Below are 19,525 nucleotides of genomic sequence, written 5' to 3'. Positions count from 1 at the left end.
CCGCCATACCAACGGCCAGGATCTCAGTCTCTTTGCACCCGGTCCTGCCATGCCGGTTTTATTCTGGTGTTCCGAAGGTGCGTCAGGTGGCATATGAGGCCCAGCTAAAGAACGGGGATGGCGCTGACGCCATCCCCTTGATGTTTTTCAAGAACGTTTGCAATCCTAATGGCAAGGAACGCCTCGGGCTAGGTCCAAACCAGAACGTCCCCCCGCCAATTTGGCGAGATCTTGTCTTGCCAAAAAGTCCCGTACCAACGGGTCCGCAGAGGTCTTGGCAGGTCCGGAAGGATCACTGCGACAGCGTCGGAGACCATTTGTTCCGGCAACAAGGCTTCATCCGGTGCGGTTAGTTCCGGGTCGGCGAAGACGACAGGGGTATTGGCATCGGCGGCACGTTGCTCAATTTCCGCCCGGCTGGCCGCGTCAACGTACCCAAACACCCGGAGTTCTGTCGCAGTCCAAAGTCGCTCGACGAGCGCCAGATCAAGCGCGCGCCAGATGTCATAAGACCCATCGAACAACACAGTGACGGGACCGGCTCTTGGAACATCGACCGCATAAAGCGTTGGCCCGGGGTGCATGCTGGCAACACGCAGCAATCCGTCGGGTTGCTTGGTGGCATGAGGGGTTGCAACGCCGACACCATGGTCTGCCCATCCGTCCGTTGGCAGAACTAGAAACTCACGCATGTCGCCAACACCGGCCATTGATGCAGCCGCGTCACCTTCCTGGTAGACGAGCTCCACTGAAACGCCGAGATCGTCTGAGAGCGAGCGCAGATCAGGCAGCCAATGTCCGACTTTGTCGCGGATCAGCCGCATCGTCTCGGTGCTATTGTCTGTTGCATCCACATATCCAGTGTCGACAGCAACAACAGCGATGAGCGGGAGGTCCGTGCGGGCCGCAAACTCTGCTGCGCGGCGCGCGAGTTTTGGCGCGGCATCGCCAACAGCTGCAAAGCGGACGCGCTCAGGCGCAACCACATCTTTCAGGGATACGAAACCTAATTTTTCGGCATCGCAGAGCACAGGATCCGCCGACACCGGCACTTCTGTTGCAATGTCTGTCTCAGCCGCGGCCGCCATTCCTTGCAGGTCCAAGCGTTCAGCCTGCTTTTCAATCGGCTGCTCTGGCCTTTTCAGGACGTCACGCAAGGCGTTGTCCGCATCTCCGATCCCGGCCAGTTCAGCGCCGGAAAGATACGCCGCCCGTGCCAGCAAATGGCTTGCGACCGGAATCGTCAGGATCAGGAACAACAAGGTCATGCCGCCCATCATGGTTGAATCCAAGCTGGATTTGCTCAGCATGGTCCCGATCAGGACCAGACCTGCACCCAGCGTGCCCGCTTTCGTTGCGGCGTGCATCCGCTGGAAAGGATCGTCAAAGCGCAGCAATCCGATCGTTGCGATCAGCAAGAAGCCTACGCCAACGAATTTCACCAAAAGGGCAATAAGATCAACCATCACGATGCCTCCTGCTGCGCGGATTTAGTAGCTTTTTGTTTGCCATTGTCCCTGAAGTGGCCATCGGTGACAGCAACCTTGCGTTCCAGGAAAGCCGCAAAGGCTGCAGTTGCGACAAAGGCGATCAGGGCCAGCGCAAACGCCACGTCAAGGAATTCTGACCGGCCGGTCGTCAGCGCGGTCAAGGCGCATGCGGCCACGGCTAGACCCGTCAGCATATCGATGGCGACAAACCGGTCCGCATAACTCGGGCCCTTCATGAGACGCAAGGCGGTGAGTGCGAAAGCGCCGATGATCAACAGCACCAGAACCGTGTTGAGGGTCTCAGAAATACCCAGAATGCTCTCAATGCTCATGCGACGGCTCCTTTCTTGGCTACAGTTTCGCTGGGAGCCGGTCCCTCGACAGCCCGAACGCGGGTTTCAAACGTATCTTTGATGGAACGGATCACGTCCTCGTCGCTTTCCCGGTCCAGGACATGGACGTAGAGCGTCTTGCGGTCATCTGAGATGTGCAGCGAGGTGGTTCCCGGTGTCAGGCTCACGATGTTCGCAAGGGTGGTAATCCCCATGTCTGTCCGCAGGTCGAGCGGGACCGCAACAATGGCTGGCTTCAATTTCTGCTTGTTGGACAAGACGGCGACCGTCACGTCCACTGAGGCTTTTACCAGCTCGATGATAAAGACGCCGCACAGAAGGCCGAAGGCGCCCAAACGCTTTAAAAGGCTAATCATTGGTCGATCCTTTCAAGAGCAGCTTCACCAACTTGGGTCTCTTCACCGAAGAAGGCTGCGATGTAGACATCCGGTTGCGTGAGTGTGATGGAGGCTTTCTCCGCGAACTGAACGAACGGTTCGGCGTAAAAGCCAATTGTGAGCGTGATCGCACCCAGAACGGCGATTGGAGCGACCATCAGGACAGGGACCGGACGCGTTTGAGAACGCTCGATGCCCGGTGCTTTCCAGAATGCTTCCATCCAGATCTTTGTCATGGAGTAGAGCGTCAACAGACCGGTAAACAGGGCAACGGCTGCCAGCCACGCCATGTCGCCCTTGAACGAGGCGTCAACGACGAGGAACTTAGCCCAGAAACCCGACAGCGGCGGCAACCCTGCCAGCGACAGGGCGGGAATTAGAAAGAGCACCGCCAGCCACGGGTGGCTTTTCAGGAGGCCGCCAGATTTCTTCAGGTCGTCCGTCCCGCTTGCCTGACGAATGGCACCGGCCAGCAGGAACAAATTGGCTTTCACGATGATGTGGTGAACGATGTAGAATACCGCACCTGCGATGGCCAAAGGTGTGGCGATCGCAAGGCCCATCAGGATGTAGCCAATCTGCGAGATGATGTGGAACGACAGAATCCGACGGATGTTCCACTGGACTGCGGCTCCGAACACCCCGGTCACCATGGTGAGTGCTGCAACAACGGCGACGATTTCGCGGATCCCCGACTCCTCGACTGTGAACAGCAGCGTGAACACGCGGAATGCCGCGTAGACGCCGACCTTGGTGAGTAGACCTGCAAAGATCGCAGAAATTGTGAAGGGTGCTGTGTGGTAGCTGGCCGGAAGCCAGAAGAACAGCGGAAACACGCCTGCCTTGATGCCAAAGGCACACAGGAACAGGATCGCTGCTCCAACCAGGCCAGGTGTCGGCTCAAGCGTTGGCAGGACCCGCGCAAGGTCGGCGAATGCCAACGTGCCGGCAGCCCCATAGAGCAAGCCGATGGCCATCAGGAACAAGACCGTGCCGAGGAGGTTCAGCAGCGCGTATTTAATCGCGCCGTCGATCTGCGCTTTCGTGCGGCCAATCACCAGCAGGCCGAGTGACGTAATGAGCATCACCTCGAACCAGACATAGAGATTGAACAGATCTCCGGTCAGGAACGCCCCGTTCACCCCGGCGACCATGCCGAAGAAGAGCGGGTAGAAACCTGCACGCATGTGGATCTGGCGCATATCCCGTAGGCTGAAGATGCCTACACAGAACGCAAGAACACCCGTGATCATGACCAGAGCCGCTGCGAAGCGGTCAGCCACAAAGGAGATGCCAAATGGCACGGCCCACGAGCCGAATTCAACGGCAAGGATGTCGTAGCGAAGCACGGCCATTGTGAGCAGGACCGAGCAGACCACGATCACGCCAAGGCCGGCAATCGCGACAACGCGCTGGGCCTGAATGTTGCGCCAGAGGATTGCTGTGATCGCTGCAAGTGTCAGCGGAACCAGCACCGGAAAGGCGAGAACAAGCAGATTGTATGATGTTTCTGTCATTTAACTCAGCCTTGTTTTGGTGCTGATTTTGCTGCGAACGGCGATCCGAGTTCTTCTGCGTCATGCATCTGGCTCGTATCCATGGTGCCCAGCGACTTGTAGCCTTTCACGGCGAGCGCGACGGCATAGGCGGTGAGAGCAAAGCCAATCACAATCGCCGTCAGTACCAGGGCTTGCGGCAGTGGATTGGCGGCATAACTGCCCAACACTTCCGCATCTTGCCGGATGATCGGCGGCGTGACCGAGCCAAGCCGGCCGGACAGGAAGATCAGCAGGTTGGCCGAGGCGGCGAGCAGGGCGACGCCCAAAATGATCCGCACGATGTTCTGTGCAAGAATCATGTAGATCCCAGCTCCTGCAACGATGACGATGGTAGCCGCATAAACGTAGATCATGCCGACGCTCCTTGAGTTGAGATGTTGGATTTCGTGACATCGTCAGCTGCAGTGGTGGCGTCATCGCCGCCACTGTTTTGCTGTTGAACTCGAATGAGGAAGGCGAGAACGCCGCCGATCACTGTCAGGTAGACGCCAATGTCGAAAAGATAGGTGGTGCCAAGCTTCAATGAGGTCACGCCGAGGTTTAGATTGATCCATTGGTGCGTCAGGAACGACTCGTTGATGATGGCGCCCGGGACACCGGACAGGATGGCCAGCGTCAGACCGATACCCATCCAGGCGATTGGATGCAGGAGCAGTCTCCGGCGTGCGAAGTCGACGCCCAAGGCCAGTGCGAGCACTGCAAACCCTGCTGAGGCAATCAAACCACCAATGAACCCGCCGCCCGGCTCGTTGTGACCGCGGAACAGCACCCAGACCGACACAATGAGCATCAGGAAGAAGAACATCCGTGCAGTCGTTTCGAAGATCAAAGACGGCACAGCGCGGTTTGTCGCAACGCCAGCCTTTGGGGTCTTCGATGGTGGATTGCCGCCGGTCAGGACCGCCCAGGCTGCGATGGCTGCGAATGCAACAACGGCAATCTCTCCGAGCGTGTCCAGCGCGCGGAAGTCGACCAGGATCACGTTGACCACGTTGCGGCCGAACGCTTCAGACAGGCTTGTGACGGCGTAGTATTCGGTGACTGCCGGATTGAACGGCTTGGCCGCAATCGACAGGAGCACGACAAACAGTGCACCGGCAAAGACAGTCGACAACAGCGCGTCCCCGATCCGCAGGTCGAACTTGGAATAGCTGCGCAGGCCATCGGCAATCGCCGGCATCTTGACTAGGACCGCAGAGACGATGACGACCAGAAGTGTCTCGACAAGGAACTGTGTCAGAGCCAGGTCAGGTGCGCCGTTTTTCAGGAAGACCAATGCAATGCCATAGCCAGACAGACCCACACCGACGAGCGAGACGACCATCGAGCGGGAGACCGCCGCAACGATGCCCCCTAGTGCGATGAGCGTACAAACGATCAGGAGATACGGCCGGATTTCGTCGGCAGCGAGTGGCGGCAATGTGAGGCCGGCAGCTCCGGCAAAGGTTTCACCGGCGAGCACTGCATAGACCAGAGCACCCGTTACCACGGCAATGGTCACGGCGACATAGGTCCGCATCTGACCGTTCTGGATCGTGCGTGTTGTGCTCTGCGCAAGGCTAAGGAGACCGCCGAATATCGCGTCATAGCCCTTCTCGAAGGAAAAGCGGTCGATGAACGACAGGCGCAGCATGGCCTCATGGATCGGTGTCCATTTCCAGACCAGAAGGCCACCAATCAGAACAACCAGAGCGGACAGGCCAAGCATCGGTGTGATGCCATGCCACAGCTCGAAGGACACATAGAACGGAGCACCCTGCAGGGCGACAGCAGCCGGCCCGACAATGAAGTACTGCGGGATGTCCGCGAACAGGCCGAAGAATACGCCGAGGGCTGCCAGAACAACCGGTCCGGTTGTCATCCCGATCGTTTCGCCATGTTTCGGCTTTTCAGTAAAGGCCGTGGCTTTGCCGAAGAACGGACGAAGCGCAAAGATACCCGCAATTGCGACCAACACCGAGTTCACCAGCACTGCAACAAACGTCACGATGGCCGCAAAGGAAGAGTCGAGTTTGGCCTCGAGGACATATTCCTTGGCGATGAACCCAACGAATGGGGGCAGGCCGGCCATCGACAAACTGGCGAGAATCGCCGCGATTGCGGTCAGCGGCAGAAGGCCGAAGAGTGCACCGAGATCGCGGACCCGCGTCGCTCCGGTCGCGTGAATGACAATGCCTGCGCAGAAGAACAGCGCGGCTTTGTAGAGCGAGTGGGCGAGAATAAACCCGGCGATGCCGATGGAGCTTCCTGGACCCTGAAGGCCGATAAGCGTCACCAGAAGACCAAGGGAGGCCACTGTCGAATACGCAAGAATGGCTTTCAAACCATCAGCCCGAAGCGCCATCAGTGCGGCAACCAGCATCGTGGTCAGGCCAACGGCAACCATGATTACGATCACGGTCGGCGAGGCGCTCAAGATGGGGTCGAACCGGGCCAGCAAGAAGATGCCCAGCTTCACCATTGTCGCAGAATGGAGATAAGCGGATGCCGGTGTCGGCGCCTGCATTGCATTCGGCAGCCAGAAATGAAACGGGAACTGCGCGGACTTGGTGAAGGCACCGATCAGGACCAGGGCGGCAATAACGCCGAACCATGTGCTGTCAGTCACAACTCCCGGGTTGCTCGTGATTTCAAGCAAAGAGAAGGTGCCGGCTTCCATACCCATGATGAGCAGACCGCCGAACAGCGCCAAGCCGCCACCGGCGGTGATCACCAGTGACTGCAGTGCTGCCTTGCGTGCTTCAATCGAGGTGGAATTGAAGCCGATGAGAAGGAAGGACAAGAGGCTCGTCATTTCCCAGAAGACGAACATCACGATCACGTTGTCGGACAGAACAGTGCCGAGCATCGCAGACATGAACAGGAGGATGTAGCTTAGGAAGCGTCCCCGGTCGTCCGCAGGTTTTTCGGCGAAATAGGATCCTGCGTAGAGAACCACCAGGGACCCGATGCCTGTGATCATCAAGGCGAACAACAGCGAAAAGCCGTCCAAGCGCACATCGAAGTTGATGCCCAGCGACGGAACCCATTGCACAGTCTGTAGGATCGTCGGGACGCCCTCGCCATACGCCATGACAGGCACATAGGTCATGAACGCCGCAAACAGGCCTGCAGGCAACAATGCTGCGACAGGGCCGGCAGATTTGCCGAGCCGCGGCAGGACCAGGAAGCTGAGCGCAGCACCTAGAAAAGCGATCACCAGCAAGCTTGGAATGGCCTCTCCGGGCATCCAGCTGGCGATAGCAGAGCTATCAAGCGTGTTTGAAAACATGTTGGCACCTCAATTGATCGTCTCTCCGACGTTTGCAATTGCAGTGCCATTCGGCCTTATTATTTAAAGTCAATAAGTTACTAGTGGTGTTCTGTTGGCAGTGTTCAGGCTTCCGAACACCTTTTCCAAGTTCATGTTCGGAAACCTGAACATGCATTTCCAACGGTACTATGCACCGGTGGAATTACCCTGTTCGCCACTCTCAACGTGTCCGCTTGCTCAAAGAGGGGCCGCTAAACAAAGGTTGCCCAGGTTCTGCAGTCCTCTCTGATGAGGGCGCAAAAGCGATCACGTGTAGCGCCGTTTCCAGGGCTTCAGGGTCGCCCGCACCGTTGGGACGCATGGCTCTTTGGGCACGCTGGCTCAGGCTTTCAGTCAAATTGAGAAGATTGCTGGCTATGTCTTGTGTCGTATTCCGGTTCATTACGCCCTCCGCGTCTGTGCGGGGCATGAACTGGAACAGAGTTGGATGCAGGCATCTGGCCTGTGGTTACGAATACCATATCGTCCTTCTCCGCCGGAGCACCCCGCCCGGGTTTGAGTTACAGAAAGATGGCAGGTCTCCTGACTTGCGGGTCTTAGCTTCCTTGAGCCTTCCCGGGATCTCCCAGTGGCCAGTTCAAGGTTGCTCACCGCTCACAGTTGCGGGGGCAGTCACGGATTTGGCATTGGATTCATCGCCGCACCGTATTCCCTATTCATCCCAAGGTGAACATGTCACCGCCGGGAACCATCATCATTAGTCTCACCTGCCATGTGGAGCGTGTCAACTCGTCCCAACAGGCGACAGGCGTATGCATTGAAGGCGACGGGATATCGTCGCCTTCATTTTTCTATGTCGCTCAGCTTGCGTTCTGTTTGCCGAGTGCCTCGAGCAGTGTGCCGAGATTGTGCTGGAACATGGCCTCGTAGCTGGTCGCAGGTCCGCCGCGTTCCGACAGGGCGTCAGAGAACAGACGTCCACCGATTTCGATGCCGGTTTCATCGGAGATCTGCTGGACAAGTGCCGGGCTGGTGATGTTTTCAACGAAGAGGGCGGCAGCGCCTTGCTCTTTCAGCTGCGTGATCAACACGGCAAGATTCCGCGCGGACGGCTCGGCTTCGGTGTCGATGCCGACCGGTGCGAGGAAGGTTAGTCCGTAAGCGTCGGCGAGATAGCCGAAGGCGTCATGCGCCGTGACGACTGTGCGGCGGTCTTCCGGAAGTGCGGCAAGCTTCTTGCGGGTTTCCTTGTCGAGGGCTTCCAGCCTTGCAATGTAGGCGTCCGCGTTTGCGGTGAAGTCATCGGCATGCTCGGGCAGGGCCTTGCCCATGGCATCGGCGATGTTGCGCACGTAGATGGCGCCATTTGTCAGAGAATTCCAGGCGTGCGGATCGGTTTCTCCGTCGACCTTCACCGGGGTGACGCCTTCCGTTGCCACAAAGACGGCTGCCTCCGTGCCGGATTCCTTTATCAAAGTGTCCGACCAGGTTTCAAAGCCGAGGCCGTTGACGAAGATCACATCGGCCTTCGCAACCGCTTTCGCATCGGCGACCGACGGCTGAAAGACGTGGGCATCAGCATCGGGACCGACGATGGTGGTCACGCTGGCATAATCGCCCACCACCTGCTCGACCATGTCGCCAAGGATCGAGAAGCTGGCGACGACCTTTACATCTTCATGTGCGGCAGCCGGCAAGGTGACAAACGCGAGCGATGTAGCCGCAATACTGGCCGCCAGGGATTTCAAAAGGCTCATTGAGTTCTCTCTTCAATGTAGGTTTGTTCGAGCGAATGTGTTGGTTTGGGGGACGGCTTGCGCAGGCGGGCGCCGAAGCCGAGCGGTCCGAACAGGGCCGAAATCAGGAAGAAGCCGCCAGCCACCAGGACGATGGCAGGCCCCGACGGGGTCTCGGGAAACAGGTAGGACAGGGTGAGGCCGATCCAGCAGCTGGCAAGGGCAAAGACAAAGCCCAGCACCAGCTGGCCGGTAATCGTGCTTGCCCAATAGCGGGCAGCTGTCGCCGGCAGGATCATCAAGCCGACAGCCATCAACGTTCCGAGCGTCTTGAAGGCGGCAAGCAGGTTCAGCACCAGAAGCAGCATGAACCCCTGGTCGACCAGCCAGGGCCGCCGGGTCTGGGCCTCGAAGAAGATCGGATCGCAGGTGCTGACAATGAGGGGGCGCAGCAGGATAGCAAAGGCGATCAGGGTCACGGTCGCAACACCGCCGACGAGCATCATCGACGCGTCGTCAATCCCGAGGATGGAGCCGAACAGAAAGCTCTTCAGCGGTACGGCGGATCCGGCCGCCGACAGAATGAAGATCCCGGCAGCCAGGGCGATAAGATAAAGGGAAGCCAGACTGGCATCGCTGCGCAGAATTGTCTTGCGCGCAAGAAGAGCAGTCAGGATCGCAACGCCGACACCTGCGACGAGCCCTCCGACCAGCAGGGACACCACAGACAAACCGGCGGTGACAAACCCGATGACGATGCCGGGCGTGATCGCATGCGCCATGGCTTCTCCGGCAAGCGACAACCGCCGCAGGACCAAAAACGCTCCGATCGGGGCAACAGAGGCCGAAAGTACGGTGGTCGCGACAAAGGCCCGCCGCATGAAGGCGAAGTCCCACATCTCCGCAATAAGCTCAAACATAGGCAGCCTCCCGCTGTTGGGAGTTGCCCCGGAACATCCAAGAGGCCTGGCTTTCGGACATGTACCCCTGGGCAACGAGGCGGCCCGGCGTCAAAACCTCGTCGACCGTCCCCTGAGCTGCCATGCCACCCCCCAGAAGAACTGCATGGCTGCAGTGATCGAGAACGGAGGACAGGTCATGCACAACAAGCACGACCGCCCTGCCTTCGGCGCGCCAGCGATCGATGATTGAAAGGAGGTGCGCTTCGGTGCTTTGGTCAACCGCAGCAAAAGGTTCATCGAGCAGGACCAAGGGGGCGTCCTGCAGGATCACGCGCGCAAACAGGGCCCGCTGCAGCTGCCCGCCGGACAGCGTGTGCAGCGATCGGTCTGCCAGATCCAGAATGCCGGCCTCCTCAAGCGCTGCGGCCACCCGGTTCCGCCCCGTGCGGCCAAGGCCTGACCAAAGGCCAAACCCGCGCCAGGCGCCCATGGCTGCCAGATCCCGGACCCGGATCGGGAACCTGCGGTCAAATTCGGTCAATTGTGCCAGATAGCCGACTTCCTGCGGACGCCCGGCCGGCCAAGTGACACGGCCGGCAAGGGGATCCATTAACCCAAGCAGCATCTTGACGAAGGTGCTCTTGCCCGAGCCGTTCGCGCCAAGCACCGCCAGGGTGGTTCCGGCCTGAATGTCCAAAGACAAATGCTTGAACAACGTCAGCTCGGGATATCCCAGAGCAAGATTCCGGATTTCAACAACTGCGGTCATCAAAGCACCGCCAGAATTGCGAGCCAAAGTATGGCAGACAAACCGGCAGCCCCGCCGATGAGGGCTGGCAGGCTCATTTCTGTCAGGCACGGAAATCGGCTTGCCGGAAGCTCTTTCGAAGCAGAGCGCCGGGTCATCGGGACAACTCGCGATGTTTGTAAATGACGGGGATCAGGCCGACTGTGCTGACCCGGTTATCGCCGTGGGCAGGAAAATTGGTTCGAATCGCAATCGGGCGCATCGCCACCTCCGATGAGACGGGGGCATGGCGGGACCATATTGTCGAACGGCAGTTTTGGCCGCGTGGCACATTGGCTTCTCCCTCCGGGACACCCCGCCCGGGTTGTTGTGGTTGCGATGGCAGGTCTCCTGACTCGCGGGTCGAAGCTTTCCCGTACCTTCCCGGGCCATGCGATCATGGGCCCAGTGGCGTCGTTCGGGGTCGCTCTCCGCTCACAGTTGCGGGGGCAGTCACGGATTAGGCGCCCTTGCGGCTCTTCCTCACAGTGTTCCCTTTTCATCCCGCAGCGATTTCGTTCCGCGGGAACCATCAGCGCTCAGACTATTTGTGCAGACGCGAATGATCAATACGGAATTTATCTTATTCAGCGGGACCTTACAGGTCACTGAATAGGGCGTGCAAAAACCAAGGCAGAACGTGTTAGACATGCGAGTTGGTGCCGTCAGGCGTCGCCCTGCAACAAAGCCTCGGCCTCAATTTCCACCTTGTGATCGCCGATCAATCCGGCAACGACCACGAGTGTGTTTGCCGGCTTGATGTCCGAGAAAACGCGGCCATGGGCGCGGGAGATGTCGAACACATCGGCCTCATCCGTGATGAAGATCCGTGTCCGCACGACATCGTTGGCAGTCGCGCCAAGCGCTGAAAACGCGGCGAGAATCTTGTCGAGAATGAAGGTGGTCTGTGCCGCGGCGTCCTCTGGCGCAACGGCCCGGGACGCTCCGGCCACCGCGGTTGTGCCCGAGACAAGAATTCGGTTGCCGATCCGATGGGCCCGGCAGTATCCGGCAATCTCCTCCCAATCCGACCCTGTCAAAACATGAGTTGCATCCGGCCGGTGCGGTGCCGGGGCAGCGTCATGAGCCCGAGGCATTTCAGACAGGTGATGACTGAGATCACCGGAGGCCGTTAGAAATGGTGGGCGGCGGTATTCATCGCCGCAGTCCCCCGGGACCGGTGATGTTTGTGAAAAAGCCTTGTCCAACCGCGAGGTGTCTTCCTCGTCGAGGGCGAACGAGAAAAGCTTTGCATTGTCTGCCATGTGCTCGCTTTCACCGAGCCGGGCACCGACAATCACACCAGCAACGGCCGGTTGCTCCAGAACCCAGCGCGTCGCCACGTTTGCAAGTGAGACGTGGTGTTTTTGCGCTATTGAACTGGCTGCTTTCAATATCGCCTGAAATCCGTCCCAGCCACCGGCAGCGTAGATGAAGCGCTTGTACTTCATTTTCGACCAGTCGGTGATGTCAGCGGGTTCAGGTTTGCCGAGCCAGCGATCCGACAGGAAGCCGCCACACAACGTGCCGTAACCAAGCAACCGGACGTCTCTTTCCGCGCACAGATCGGACAAGGGGCCAAGCGCCCGGCGGTCGATCATGGAAAACGATACCTGATTGCTGACGAGCGGTATGCCGTCTGAAAGGGCGAGGCGCAGGTGCGCGGCATCAAAATTGGTGACGCCGAGAGCCTTGATCAGGCCCTCGTCCTTCAGTTTCGCCATCTCATGAAGGGCGTCCAGCCAAGCCGGATGTTCAAAACTCCACCAATGAAACTGCAGAAGATCAACGCAGTCCGTGCCCAGCCGGTCGAGCCGTTCCTGAACGCCCGCGCGCACGACGTCGGCCGTCATCGGGCCCGGTTCCGGACACCATTTGGTGAAGACCTGGGGGCGGTTCTGTCCATCATGGCGCGCGAGCAAACGTCCAGAGATGATCTCAGCGCTGCCATAGTGATCGGCCATGTCGAAGGTGGAAAACCCGGCCTTCAGATAGGCTTCCAGGTGATCCGCACCTTTTTCCGGGTCGAGTTCCGAACCGTTTTTTTCGATATCGGCGACCTGCCAGAGGCCTGTCAAAACACGGCTGATTTCCAGGCCGTCAGCTAGTATCTGGCGCGGCGGATGGAGGGTCATGAGTGGATCCTTCAGGTTTCCGGCAGGAGCAGCTTGAAACTGCGTTCAATGTCCAGGGCAAGAGCCTTTTGCGCGGCTGCCCGGTCTTTGGCATGCAATGCTGCGATGATCTCTTCGTGATGGATGTGTTCCGGGATTTCCGAGGCGGCCTTTTCCTGAACGACGAGGTTCAAAAAAGCTCCGTACTGGAGCCATAGCGCCTCAACGAGCGGCAGGATGACCCGGGATCGGGACTGGCGGTAAAGGGTAAAGTGAAATTCGTAGTTTTGGGTGAGGTCCGGTAACTCGCCTTCAGGCCGCGGTCGGGCAATGATTGCAGCAAGAGCATCGATCGCAGCGTCATCCATGTGGTCGATGGCTTCATCGAGCAGGATTGCCTCAAGTGCCAAACGGGCGGACTTCAGCTCACGCATGCGGTCGGCATCGAATGGCGGCACTTCTAGCGTCCGGCTGGGCGTATCCACCAACGCCCCCTCAGCCACGAGGCGGCGCACGGCTTCCCGCACTGGCGTCATTGAGGTGCCGAGCTGATCAGCCAGTGTGCGCAGGCTTACACTTTCGCCCGGCGCAAAAACGCCACGCGTGAAAGCGTCACGCAACTCTTCATAGACGCTTTCCCTCAGTTTCGACTGATCGATCCTGGCAATCTTTGGCTCGCTCATCCCTGTGCCTTTGGCCGCGTTGGCTTCTTGTCTTGACAATCCGGTTTTGAGACATGGTATAAAATATCACAGATCACAAGCAAGGCGCCAAAACAAAAAAGTGGGGAGCGCGGTGGCGGAAGATTTTGACGGGTCAGACCGTGTGGCAGCGGCAGAGGCTGGCGACGGCTTCTGGCTTTATGACTTGAAAGTCGAGACGGTTCTGGACGGTCGAACACCGGTGTGTCGGCATGTCGAAGGCGAGAGTTTCACCGTCGAGGGTGAAGCGCTGGTCTTCCACGCGGGGCAGCGGGTGTCAATGTACGCGCTTGCTGCCGTTTTGCCTCTCCTTCCTGCCAAACAACGACCGACAAGTTCAAACGATTGGATGAGCACGGACGCGGAAGTTGCCTGTCCAGATCCGCATTGCGGCGGGCGGTTCCGGATTACACGGACGAAAAAGCGCTGGTTCAGTCACTCTGAGACAACCGGATTGCCGGATCAGCGTAGCACACCTTACTGGCAGAAGGACGAGGCGGAATGACAGCTGAAACCTCAGACCTCCGGCCAGGGTATGCCATCTCCCGCGTCATCAAAGGTGGATGGCAACTTGCTGGCGATCATGGGCCGGTTGATTCATCCGCAGCCATTGCTGATATGGAAGCTTTTCTTGACGCTGGGATCACATCCTTCGACTGCGCAGACATTTACACCGGCGTAGAAGAGATGATCGGCAGCTTCATCTCTGACGTCCGCGAGCGGCGTGGGGCAGAGGTCGCTGACCGGGTGCAGGTGCATACCAAACTGGTGCCGGATCTGGCGAGGCTTTCCGAACTTACAGCAGACGAGGTGGAAGCCATTGTCGACCGCTCGCTCCAGCGCCTGCAAATCGACCGTTTGCATCTGGTGCAGTTCTACTGGTGGGATACTTCGATTGGCGCGCCTGTCACGGCGATGGAGACGCTGAAGCGTTGTCAGGAAAAGGGCAAGATCGCCCATCTTGGCGTCACCAACTGGGATGTGAAGGAAACCGCGCCTTATCTGGATGCCGGGATCGATCTGGTCTCTACACAGGTGCAGTATTCTGTTCTGGACCGCCGCGCTGCCAAGATCCTGGCGCCATGGGGAGCAGCTCATGATGTCCAGCTTTTGTGCTACGGCACGCTGGCCGGCGGGTTCTTGACTGAAAATTGGCTTGGAAAACCGGACCCTGGCTTTCAATTCGAAAACCGCTCCCTGATCAAATACCGCCTCATAATTGATGAATTCGGAACCTGGGACCGGTTTCAAACCCTGCTTCTATTGCTGAATGACATTGGGCGCCGGCACAGTGTGTCCTTGAGCTCAGTTGCGACCCGCTGGGTTTTGCAGCAGCCCCAGGTTGTCGCTGCCATTGTTGGTGCCCGGTATGCCCGCCACTTGCCGAAAACCCTGGAAGTTTTCCAATTTGAGCTTGATGCAGAGGATCTCTCGCGCATTGCCGCACTGCTACAAACGGCGCCGGGCCCACAAGGTGACGTGTTTGGGCTGGAACGAGACCGGAACGGGCGTCATGGCCGGATCATGAAATACAATCTCAACACCCGTCCGGACGATGCCGTGTTGGGGGCGGTCAATGGGTGAGCCGATCCTAAGACTGCTGGATGTCTCACGCGCCTTCGGCGATTTCCTCGCCGTGGATGGGGTGTCGCTGGATATCCGGAGCGGCTCGATCACCGGCCTTATTGGTCCGAATGGGGCCGGTAAGTCGACACTTTTCAACGTCGTCGCCGGGGATCTGATGCCAAGTGCCGGCCGGGTGGTGTTTGATGGTAAGGACATTTCGAGCCTTGCACCGGAACGCCGTTTCGCCGCCGGTCTTGGCCGGACCTTTCAGATCCCGCGCCCATTCAAGCGCATGAGCGTTCTGGAAAATGTCATGCTTGCGCCGCTGGATCAGAGCGGGGAGGGGCTGCTGGCTCCGGTTTTTGGCCGTGCTAGGATCCGCCAGGAGGAATCCACCATTCGAAAGCGCGCCCTCGAGGTGCTAGACTTCGTGACACTCCGTCCGCTTGCGGACCAGCCAGCCGGCAAGATATCGGGCGGTCAGATGAAGCTGCTGGAATTGGCCCGTGTCCTGATGGGCGATCCAAAACTGATCCTCTTGGACGAACCGGCTGCAGGTGTGAACCCTGCACTTACGGAAGTTCTGATCGGCAAGATCGAAGAGCTCAACCGGTCCGGAAAAACCTTCCTCATTATTGAACACGACATGGATTTCGTGATGCGCCACTGTGATCCGGTCATCGCCCTTGCCGAGGGTCGGGTGGTCTTTGAAGGCTCAGCGGAAGAAGCTCAGTCCAATCCTGTTCTTTTGGAAGCATATCTTGGAGCGCCGGTCGATGCCTGATGCGGTGCTTTCCGTTGATAACGTGACTGCCGGCTATGTTCCGGACTTGCCGATTTTGCGGGATGTGTCCGTGACCGCCGAACGGGAAAAACTAACGGTCATTATCGGCCCCAACGGGGCCGGTAAGTCGACCTTGATCAAGGCAGTTATCGGCCTTTTGCCGGTTTCCAGGGGAAGTATCACGGCCAACGGTCAAGACATCACGGGCCTTTCCCCAGATCGTATGACGAGCGCGGGCATCGCCTATGTTCCGCAAACGGACAATGTGTTCAGGACGCTGACAATCCGCCAGAACCTTGATCTGGCTTTGCAACGGCACGCGCACGCTTCGGAAAGGCTCTCAGACCTCTATGAGCGTTTCCCGGTTCTTGCAGACAAGCAACGGGACAAGGCGGGATCTTTGTCCGGTGGGCAACGTCAATTTCTAGCCGTCGCTATGGCTTTAGCAGCAGATCCAGTTTTGATCCTGATGGACGAACCATCGGCCGGCCTCTCGCCAAAAGCTGCCGAAGAGGTGCTCGATCATGCCAAGCAACTCACCGGCTTCGGTGTGACCATTTTACTGGTTGAGCAGAACGTCAAACAAGCTCTCAAGCGGGCCGATCATTGTTATGTGCTCGCCGAAGGCCGAAACCAGATCGACGGGCTCGCAACGGATCTCCTACAGGATCCGGCTCTCGGCCGGATCTATCTGGGCGGTGAAAGGCGGGTACCGGCATGATTCAGCATCTCGTCGACGGTATCTTGGTCGGATCGTTCCTGTCGCTCGGCGCGATTGGTTTGACAATGGCCATGCATATCCTGCGCTTTGCGAACTTCTCCCATGCGGAGCTTTTGTCGATCGGCGCTTACTGCGCATTGGTTTTTGACAAGGTGTTTGAAAGCCTCTTGCCGGTATTGGCCGCCAAAATCGGGCCGCTGTCCATGACAGGCGCGCTTGCTATTTCGATCGTCTTGTCGATGGCAATCACCGGACTGTCCGCAGTCTTGATCGACCGGTTCATTTTTCAGCGGGTGCGGCAAAAGGGTGAAGAGCTGTCCATGGTGTTTGCATCCTTTGGCATGGCGCTCATTATCCGCAACATCATCGGTCTGGTGTTTGGCCTGTCGGCGGAGCTCTATTCCGGGGACATAGCCTTCGCGATGATCCTATCGCGCGATCCGTTGCTTCTCGTCAAACCGGATCAGGTCTTCGTGCTGATCGCGGCATTGATCCTGATGTTTGCGCTGCACCTTGTCTTGTCGCGGACAACATTCGGCTTTTCCCTGCGGGCGGTTGCTGAAAATCCAAGCCTTGCTCAGGTGCATGGGGTCAATCTGAAACGCATGATCGCGGCTGTCTGGATTATTGGCGGCGGCCTCGGTGCGGTTGCCGGGATCTTCTATGGCCTGAGCTACCAGATCACGCCTGTCATGGGCCGGGACCTCGTACTGCCGATCTTTGCTGCGACCATCGTCGGTGGGATCGGCAGCGTATATGGCGCGGTGCTTGGAGGGTTCATTGTCGGCATAGCATCAAACCTTGCTCTCGTTATTTTGCCATCTGGTTACAGCCCGTCGGTGCCCTTCCTGATGATCTTGGCGGTCCTTTTGGTGCGTCCGAACGGTTTGTTCGGGGAGGCGCGGGCATGATCGGCGTCATTTCCTATCTGGTGTTTTTTTCAACCGTCGCCGCGATCCTCGCGATTGCTGTTTTGGGATTGAACCTTCAGTGGGGCAACACGGGCCTGTTCAACGGCGGTGTTGTTGCGTCCTTCGGGGCAGGGGCCTACGGAACACTGATCCTCGGTGGAACGCCTCAAGATGGGCATCTGGGCGGTTTCGACCTCTTTTATCCGCTCGCGCTCCTAGGTGGCATGATCTTCGCCGGTGTGTTGGCTTGGGTGGTCGGCAAACTAACCTTGCGCCTCCGGCATGATTACTTGGCGATTGCGACGTTCGGGGTGGCCGTTGCCTTTGAAAATGTCATGCGCAACGCAACTGCCGTTACAGGTGGTGCTCAGGGGATCAGAGGGTTCGAACGGCCCCTTCAAAGCCTTATCGGCAGTGGGTTCACCTACAATTTGGTGTTCCTCATCGCCGTTCTGATTTGTCTCGTCCTCGTCTATGTTTTTCTGGAACGCCTTACGGTCTCCCCCTTCGGACGGTTGCTCCGTGCAATCCGGGAGGATGAAACCGCAGCCCGGTCTCTCGGCAAGTCACCCGACAAGGTGAGGCTTGCAGCCTTCGTCACCGGATCCGTGATTATCGGACTGGCCGGTTCGCTCTATGGAACATTTTATGCCTTTGTCAGCCCGCAAGATGTTTTGCCCATTCTGACGTTTCAGATCTGGGCGATGCTGATTGTTGGCGGAGCCGGTAACAACAAGGGGGCAATGGCAGGAGCGTTTTTGATTTGGGGTTCCTGGACGTTCTCAGGCTGGGCCCTGTCCCGCTTTGCACCCGTTGAGGTTCAACTTTACACCGGCTCGATCCAGTTCGTTCTGATCGGCATGGTGATCGTCGGCATGCTGCTTTGGAGACCACAAGGTCTGTTCCCCGAGCGGCTGGTCGTTTCGCAACCCGGAGGAGGAAGCCGGGGAAAGACACAAGCAGAGGGACTAACATGAAAAAAGCACTAGTTTTTGCCGCAGTCGCCGCGGGCATGACGACGCTGAGTACCGGCGTTCAGGCTCAGGACTGCACCACAAAAATCGGCGCCGCACTGCCGACATCCGTCGACTGGGGACGGCCAATTGCCGAAGTGGCGCAATTTGCTGTGGATCAGGTCAATGAAGCCGGCGGCGCCGGCGGCTGTTCCATCGAGATGGTGTTGCGGGACACCCAAGTGGACCCAAAGGTTGGCGTCGACGCAGCGAAAGCGCTCGTTGATCTGGAAGGCGTCAAGGTTCTGCTCGGTGCCGTCTCCTCTGGTGTTTCCATGCCGATCCTGACCTCGGTCACGGTGCCGAGCGGTGTCATGCAGATGTCCTGCTGCTCCTCATCAACGGCCTTTACCAAGCTGTCTGAGGAAGGCAAGACCAACGGGCTCTGGTTCCGGACCTTTGCAACAACTGGCGTGCAATCCGCCATGGGAGCGAAGGTGGCTGCAGATAAGGGCTGGAAGTCTGTGGCCATCCTCTACAAGAACGATGACTGGGGTCAGGACATGTCCCGTCTGATCGCAGCAGACTTCGCAGCCGCAGGCGTTGAAGTAACCGCGAATGTTGCAATCAATGACGCACAGCCATCTTACCGTGCTGAAGTCACTGAAGCTCTGACGAGCCAGCCGGATGCGCTTTACCTCGCTTTGTATCCAACAGAAGGCAAGTCGGCTGTTCGCGAGTGGATTTCGCTTGGTGGAACACAGAATATGATCCTTGCGAACTCCCTTAAATCCGATGAGTTCCGCGACAGCGTCGGCCTGCAATACCTCGGAAACGCGTTTGGCACCGATACCGCTTCACCGCGGGTCGAGAGCGCGGATGCTTTCAAGGCAGCTTATGAAGCGAAATTTGGATCACAGCCGAACGGCCCAGGTCTGGCAAACAGCTATGACGCAGCAATGATTGCCTTGCTTGCGATGGAAGCGGCCGGCAAGGATGCCTCAGGTGCTGACATCGCTGCCGCGGTAACCAAGGTGACAGATCCGAATGGGACAGCGATCACTGCCGACATTGCCGGGTTCAAGGCCGCAAAAACCACGCTCGCGGAGGGGGGCACGGTGATGTACCAGGGCGCGACTGGGAATGTCCGCTTTGATGCTAACGGGGACGTGTCCGCACCGGCAGTCGTCTGGAAATTCACCGACAGCGGAACGGAAGAAGTTGAATATCTGTCCCTGACCGAAGTGGATGCGTTCATTGCATCCTTGAAGAAGTAAAGTCTTCTAAATGCAAAGTTCGAAGCCAGGCTGTACGGTGC

The 19,525-nt window shown here is 58.3% G+C and carries 19 protein-coding genes and 2 riboswitches; of the genes, 7 read left to right on the top strand and 12 right to left on the bottom strand.

What is annotated here, in order from left to right:
• Window positions 1-188 precede the first annotated feature (188 nt).
• The 12 genes from mnhG to SADFL11_RS14285 all read right to left on the bottom strand — a co-directional run bounded on the left by mnhG (window position 189) and on the right by SADFL11_RS14285 (window position 13,254).
• Window positions 189-1,466: a monovalent cation/H(+) antiporter subunit G gene (gene mnhG, locus SADFL11_RS14335; protein WP_008195600.1), complete on the bottom strand. Its 1,278-nt coding sequence runs from the start codon at window positions 1,464-1,466 to the stop codon at window positions 189-191.
• Complete coding sequence (locus SADFL11_RS14330) at window positions 1,466-1,822, bottom strand: MrpF/PhaF family protein (RefSeq protein WP_081450551.1); 357 nt, start codon at window positions 1,820-1,822, stop codon at window positions 1,466-1,468. Before SADFL11_RS14330 ends, mnhG begins: the two co-directional genes overlap by 1 nt.
• The gene (locus tag SADFL11_RS14325) at window positions 1,819-2,199 is read right to left on the bottom strand and encodes a Na+/H+ antiporter subunit E (protein ID WP_040451455.1); all 381 of its coding nucleotides are present in this window, start codon (window positions 2,197-2,199) and stop codon (window positions 1,819-1,821) included. Before SADFL11_RS14325 ends, SADFL11_RS14330 begins: the two co-directional genes overlap by 4 nt.
• Window positions 2,196-3,737, bottom strand: a complete 1,542-nt coding sequence (locus SADFL11_RS14320; RefSeq protein WP_008193634.1) for a Na+/H+ antiporter subunit D — start codon at window positions 3,735-3,737, stop codon at window positions 2,196-2,198. Before SADFL11_RS14320 ends, SADFL11_RS14325 begins: the two co-directional genes overlap by 4 nt.
• Window positions 3,738-3,742: 5 nt before the next feature.
• Window positions 3,743-4,132: an NADH-quinone oxidoreductase subunit K gene (locus SADFL11_RS14315; RefSeq protein WP_008197165.1), complete on the bottom strand. Its 390-nt coding sequence runs from the start codon at window positions 4,130-4,132 to the stop codon at window positions 3,743-3,745.
• The gene (gene mbhE, locus SADFL11_RS14310) at window positions 4,129-7,050 is read right to left on the bottom strand and encodes a hydrogen gas-evolving membrane-bound hydrogenase subunit E (protein ID WP_209002603.1); all 2,922 of its coding nucleotides are present in this window, start codon (window positions 7,048-7,050) and stop codon (window positions 4,129-4,131) included. The genes SADFL11_RS14315 and mbhE overlap by 4 nt, the downstream gene beginning before the upstream one ends.
• A gap of 537 nt (window positions 7,051-7,587) precedes the next feature.
• Window positions 7,588-7,800, bottom strand: a riboswitch (cobalamin riboswitch).
• Window positions 7,801-7,892: 92 nt separating this feature from the next.
• On the bottom strand, window positions 7,893-8,789 hold the full coding sequence (locus SADFL11_RS14305; RefSeq protein WP_008189378.1) for a metal ABC transporter solute-binding protein, Zn/Mn family: 897 nt from the start codon (window positions 8,787-8,789) through the stop codon (window positions 7,893-7,895).
• A complete protein-coding gene (locus tag SADFL11_RS14300; protein ID WP_134853035.1) occupies window positions 8,786-9,688 on the bottom strand; it encodes a metal ABC transporter permease in 903 nt (300 codons plus the stop codon). Before SADFL11_RS14300 ends, SADFL11_RS14305 begins: the two co-directional genes overlap by 4 nt.
• Window positions 9,681-10,439, bottom strand: coding sequence for a metal ABC transporter ATP-binding protein (locus SADFL11_RS14295; protein WP_008195243.1), 759 nt, complete (start codon window positions 10,437-10,439; stop codon window positions 9,681-9,683). Before SADFL11_RS14295 ends, SADFL11_RS14300 begins: the two co-directional genes overlap by 8 nt.
• Window positions 10,439-10,576, bottom strand: coding sequence for a hypothetical protein (locus SADFL11_RS25310; protein ID WP_167578988.1), 138 nt, complete (start codon window positions 10,574-10,576; stop codon window positions 10,439-10,441). The genes SADFL11_RS14295 and SADFL11_RS25310 overlap by 1 nt, the downstream gene beginning before the upstream one ends.
• Window positions 10,577-10,781: 205 nt before the next feature.
• Window positions 10,782-11,006, bottom strand: a riboswitch (cobalamin riboswitch).
• A gap of 116 nt (window positions 11,007-11,122) precedes the next feature.
• Window positions 11,123-12,592 (bottom strand): aldo/keto reductase, encoded by a 1,470-nt coding sequence (locus tag SADFL11_RS14290; protein ID WP_008195111.1) that lies wholly within the window; start codon window positions 12,590-12,592, stop codon window positions 11,123-11,125.
• 11 nt (window positions 12,593-12,603) lie between these two features.
• Complete coding sequence (locus SADFL11_RS14285) at window positions 12,604-13,254, bottom strand: GntR family transcriptional regulator (protein WP_008197034.1); 651 nt, start codon at window positions 13,252-13,254, stop codon at window positions 12,604-12,606.
• Window positions 13,255-13,366: 112 nt separating this feature from the next.
• On the opposite strand from SADFL11_RS14285, the gene SADFL11_RS14280 reads away from it, so the two are divergent.
• From SADFL11_RS14280 to SADFL11_RS14250, 7 genes are read left to right on the top strand one after another with little or no spacing between them, the layout of a single operon-like run.
• On the top strand, window positions 13,367-13,777 hold the full coding sequence (locus SADFL11_RS14280; RefSeq protein ID WP_050776187.1) for a TIGR04076 family protein: 411 nt from the start codon (window positions 13,367-13,369) through the stop codon (window positions 13,775-13,777).
• Window positions 13,774-14,856: an aldo/keto reductase gene (locus SADFL11_RS14275; RefSeq protein ID WP_008196872.1), complete on the top strand. Its 1,083-nt coding sequence runs from the start codon at window positions 13,774-13,776 to the stop codon at window positions 14,854-14,856. Before SADFL11_RS14280 ends, SADFL11_RS14275 begins: the two co-directional genes overlap by 4 nt.
• Complete coding sequence (locus SADFL11_RS14270; RefSeq protein WP_008195878.1) at window positions 14,849-15,622, top strand: ABC transporter ATP-binding protein; 774 nt, start codon at window positions 14,849-14,851, stop codon at window positions 15,620-15,622. The genes SADFL11_RS14275 and SADFL11_RS14270 overlap by 8 nt, the downstream gene beginning before the upstream one ends.
• Entirely contained in the window at window positions 15,615-16,343 is a 729-nt protein-coding gene (locus tag SADFL11_RS14265) for an ABC transporter ATP-binding protein (RefSeq protein ID WP_040451460.1), read from the top strand. The genes SADFL11_RS14270 and SADFL11_RS14265 overlap by 8 nt, the downstream gene beginning before the upstream one ends.
• On the top strand, window positions 16,340-17,254 hold the full coding sequence (locus tag SADFL11_RS14260; RefSeq protein WP_008194752.1) for a branched-chain amino acid ABC transporter permease: 915 nt from the start codon (window positions 16,340-16,342) through the stop codon (window positions 17,252-17,254). Before SADFL11_RS14265 ends, SADFL11_RS14260 begins: the two co-directional genes overlap by 4 nt.
• Window positions 17,251-18,231 (top strand): branched-chain amino acid ABC transporter permease, encoded by a 981-nt coding sequence (locus tag SADFL11_RS14255; RefSeq protein ID WP_008193854.1) that lies wholly within the window; start codon window positions 17,251-17,253, stop codon window positions 18,229-18,231. Before SADFL11_RS14260 ends, SADFL11_RS14255 begins: the two co-directional genes overlap by 4 nt.
• Window positions 18,228-19,484: an ABC transporter substrate-binding protein gene (locus SADFL11_RS14250; RefSeq protein WP_008191549.1), complete on the top strand. Its 1,257-nt coding sequence runs from the start codon at window positions 18,228-18,230 to the stop codon at window positions 19,482-19,484. Before SADFL11_RS14255 ends, SADFL11_RS14250 begins: the two co-directional genes overlap by 4 nt.
• The last annotated feature ends 41 nt before the right edge of the window (window positions 19,485-19,525 follow it).

This window comes from Roseibium alexandrii DFL-11 (assembly GCF_000158095.2).
Taxonomy (GTDB): Bacteria; Pseudomonadota; Alphaproteobacteria; order Rhizobiales; family Stappiaceae; genus Roseibium; species Roseibium alexandrii.
This window is presented reverse-complemented; position numbering and strand designations above follow the sequence as displayed.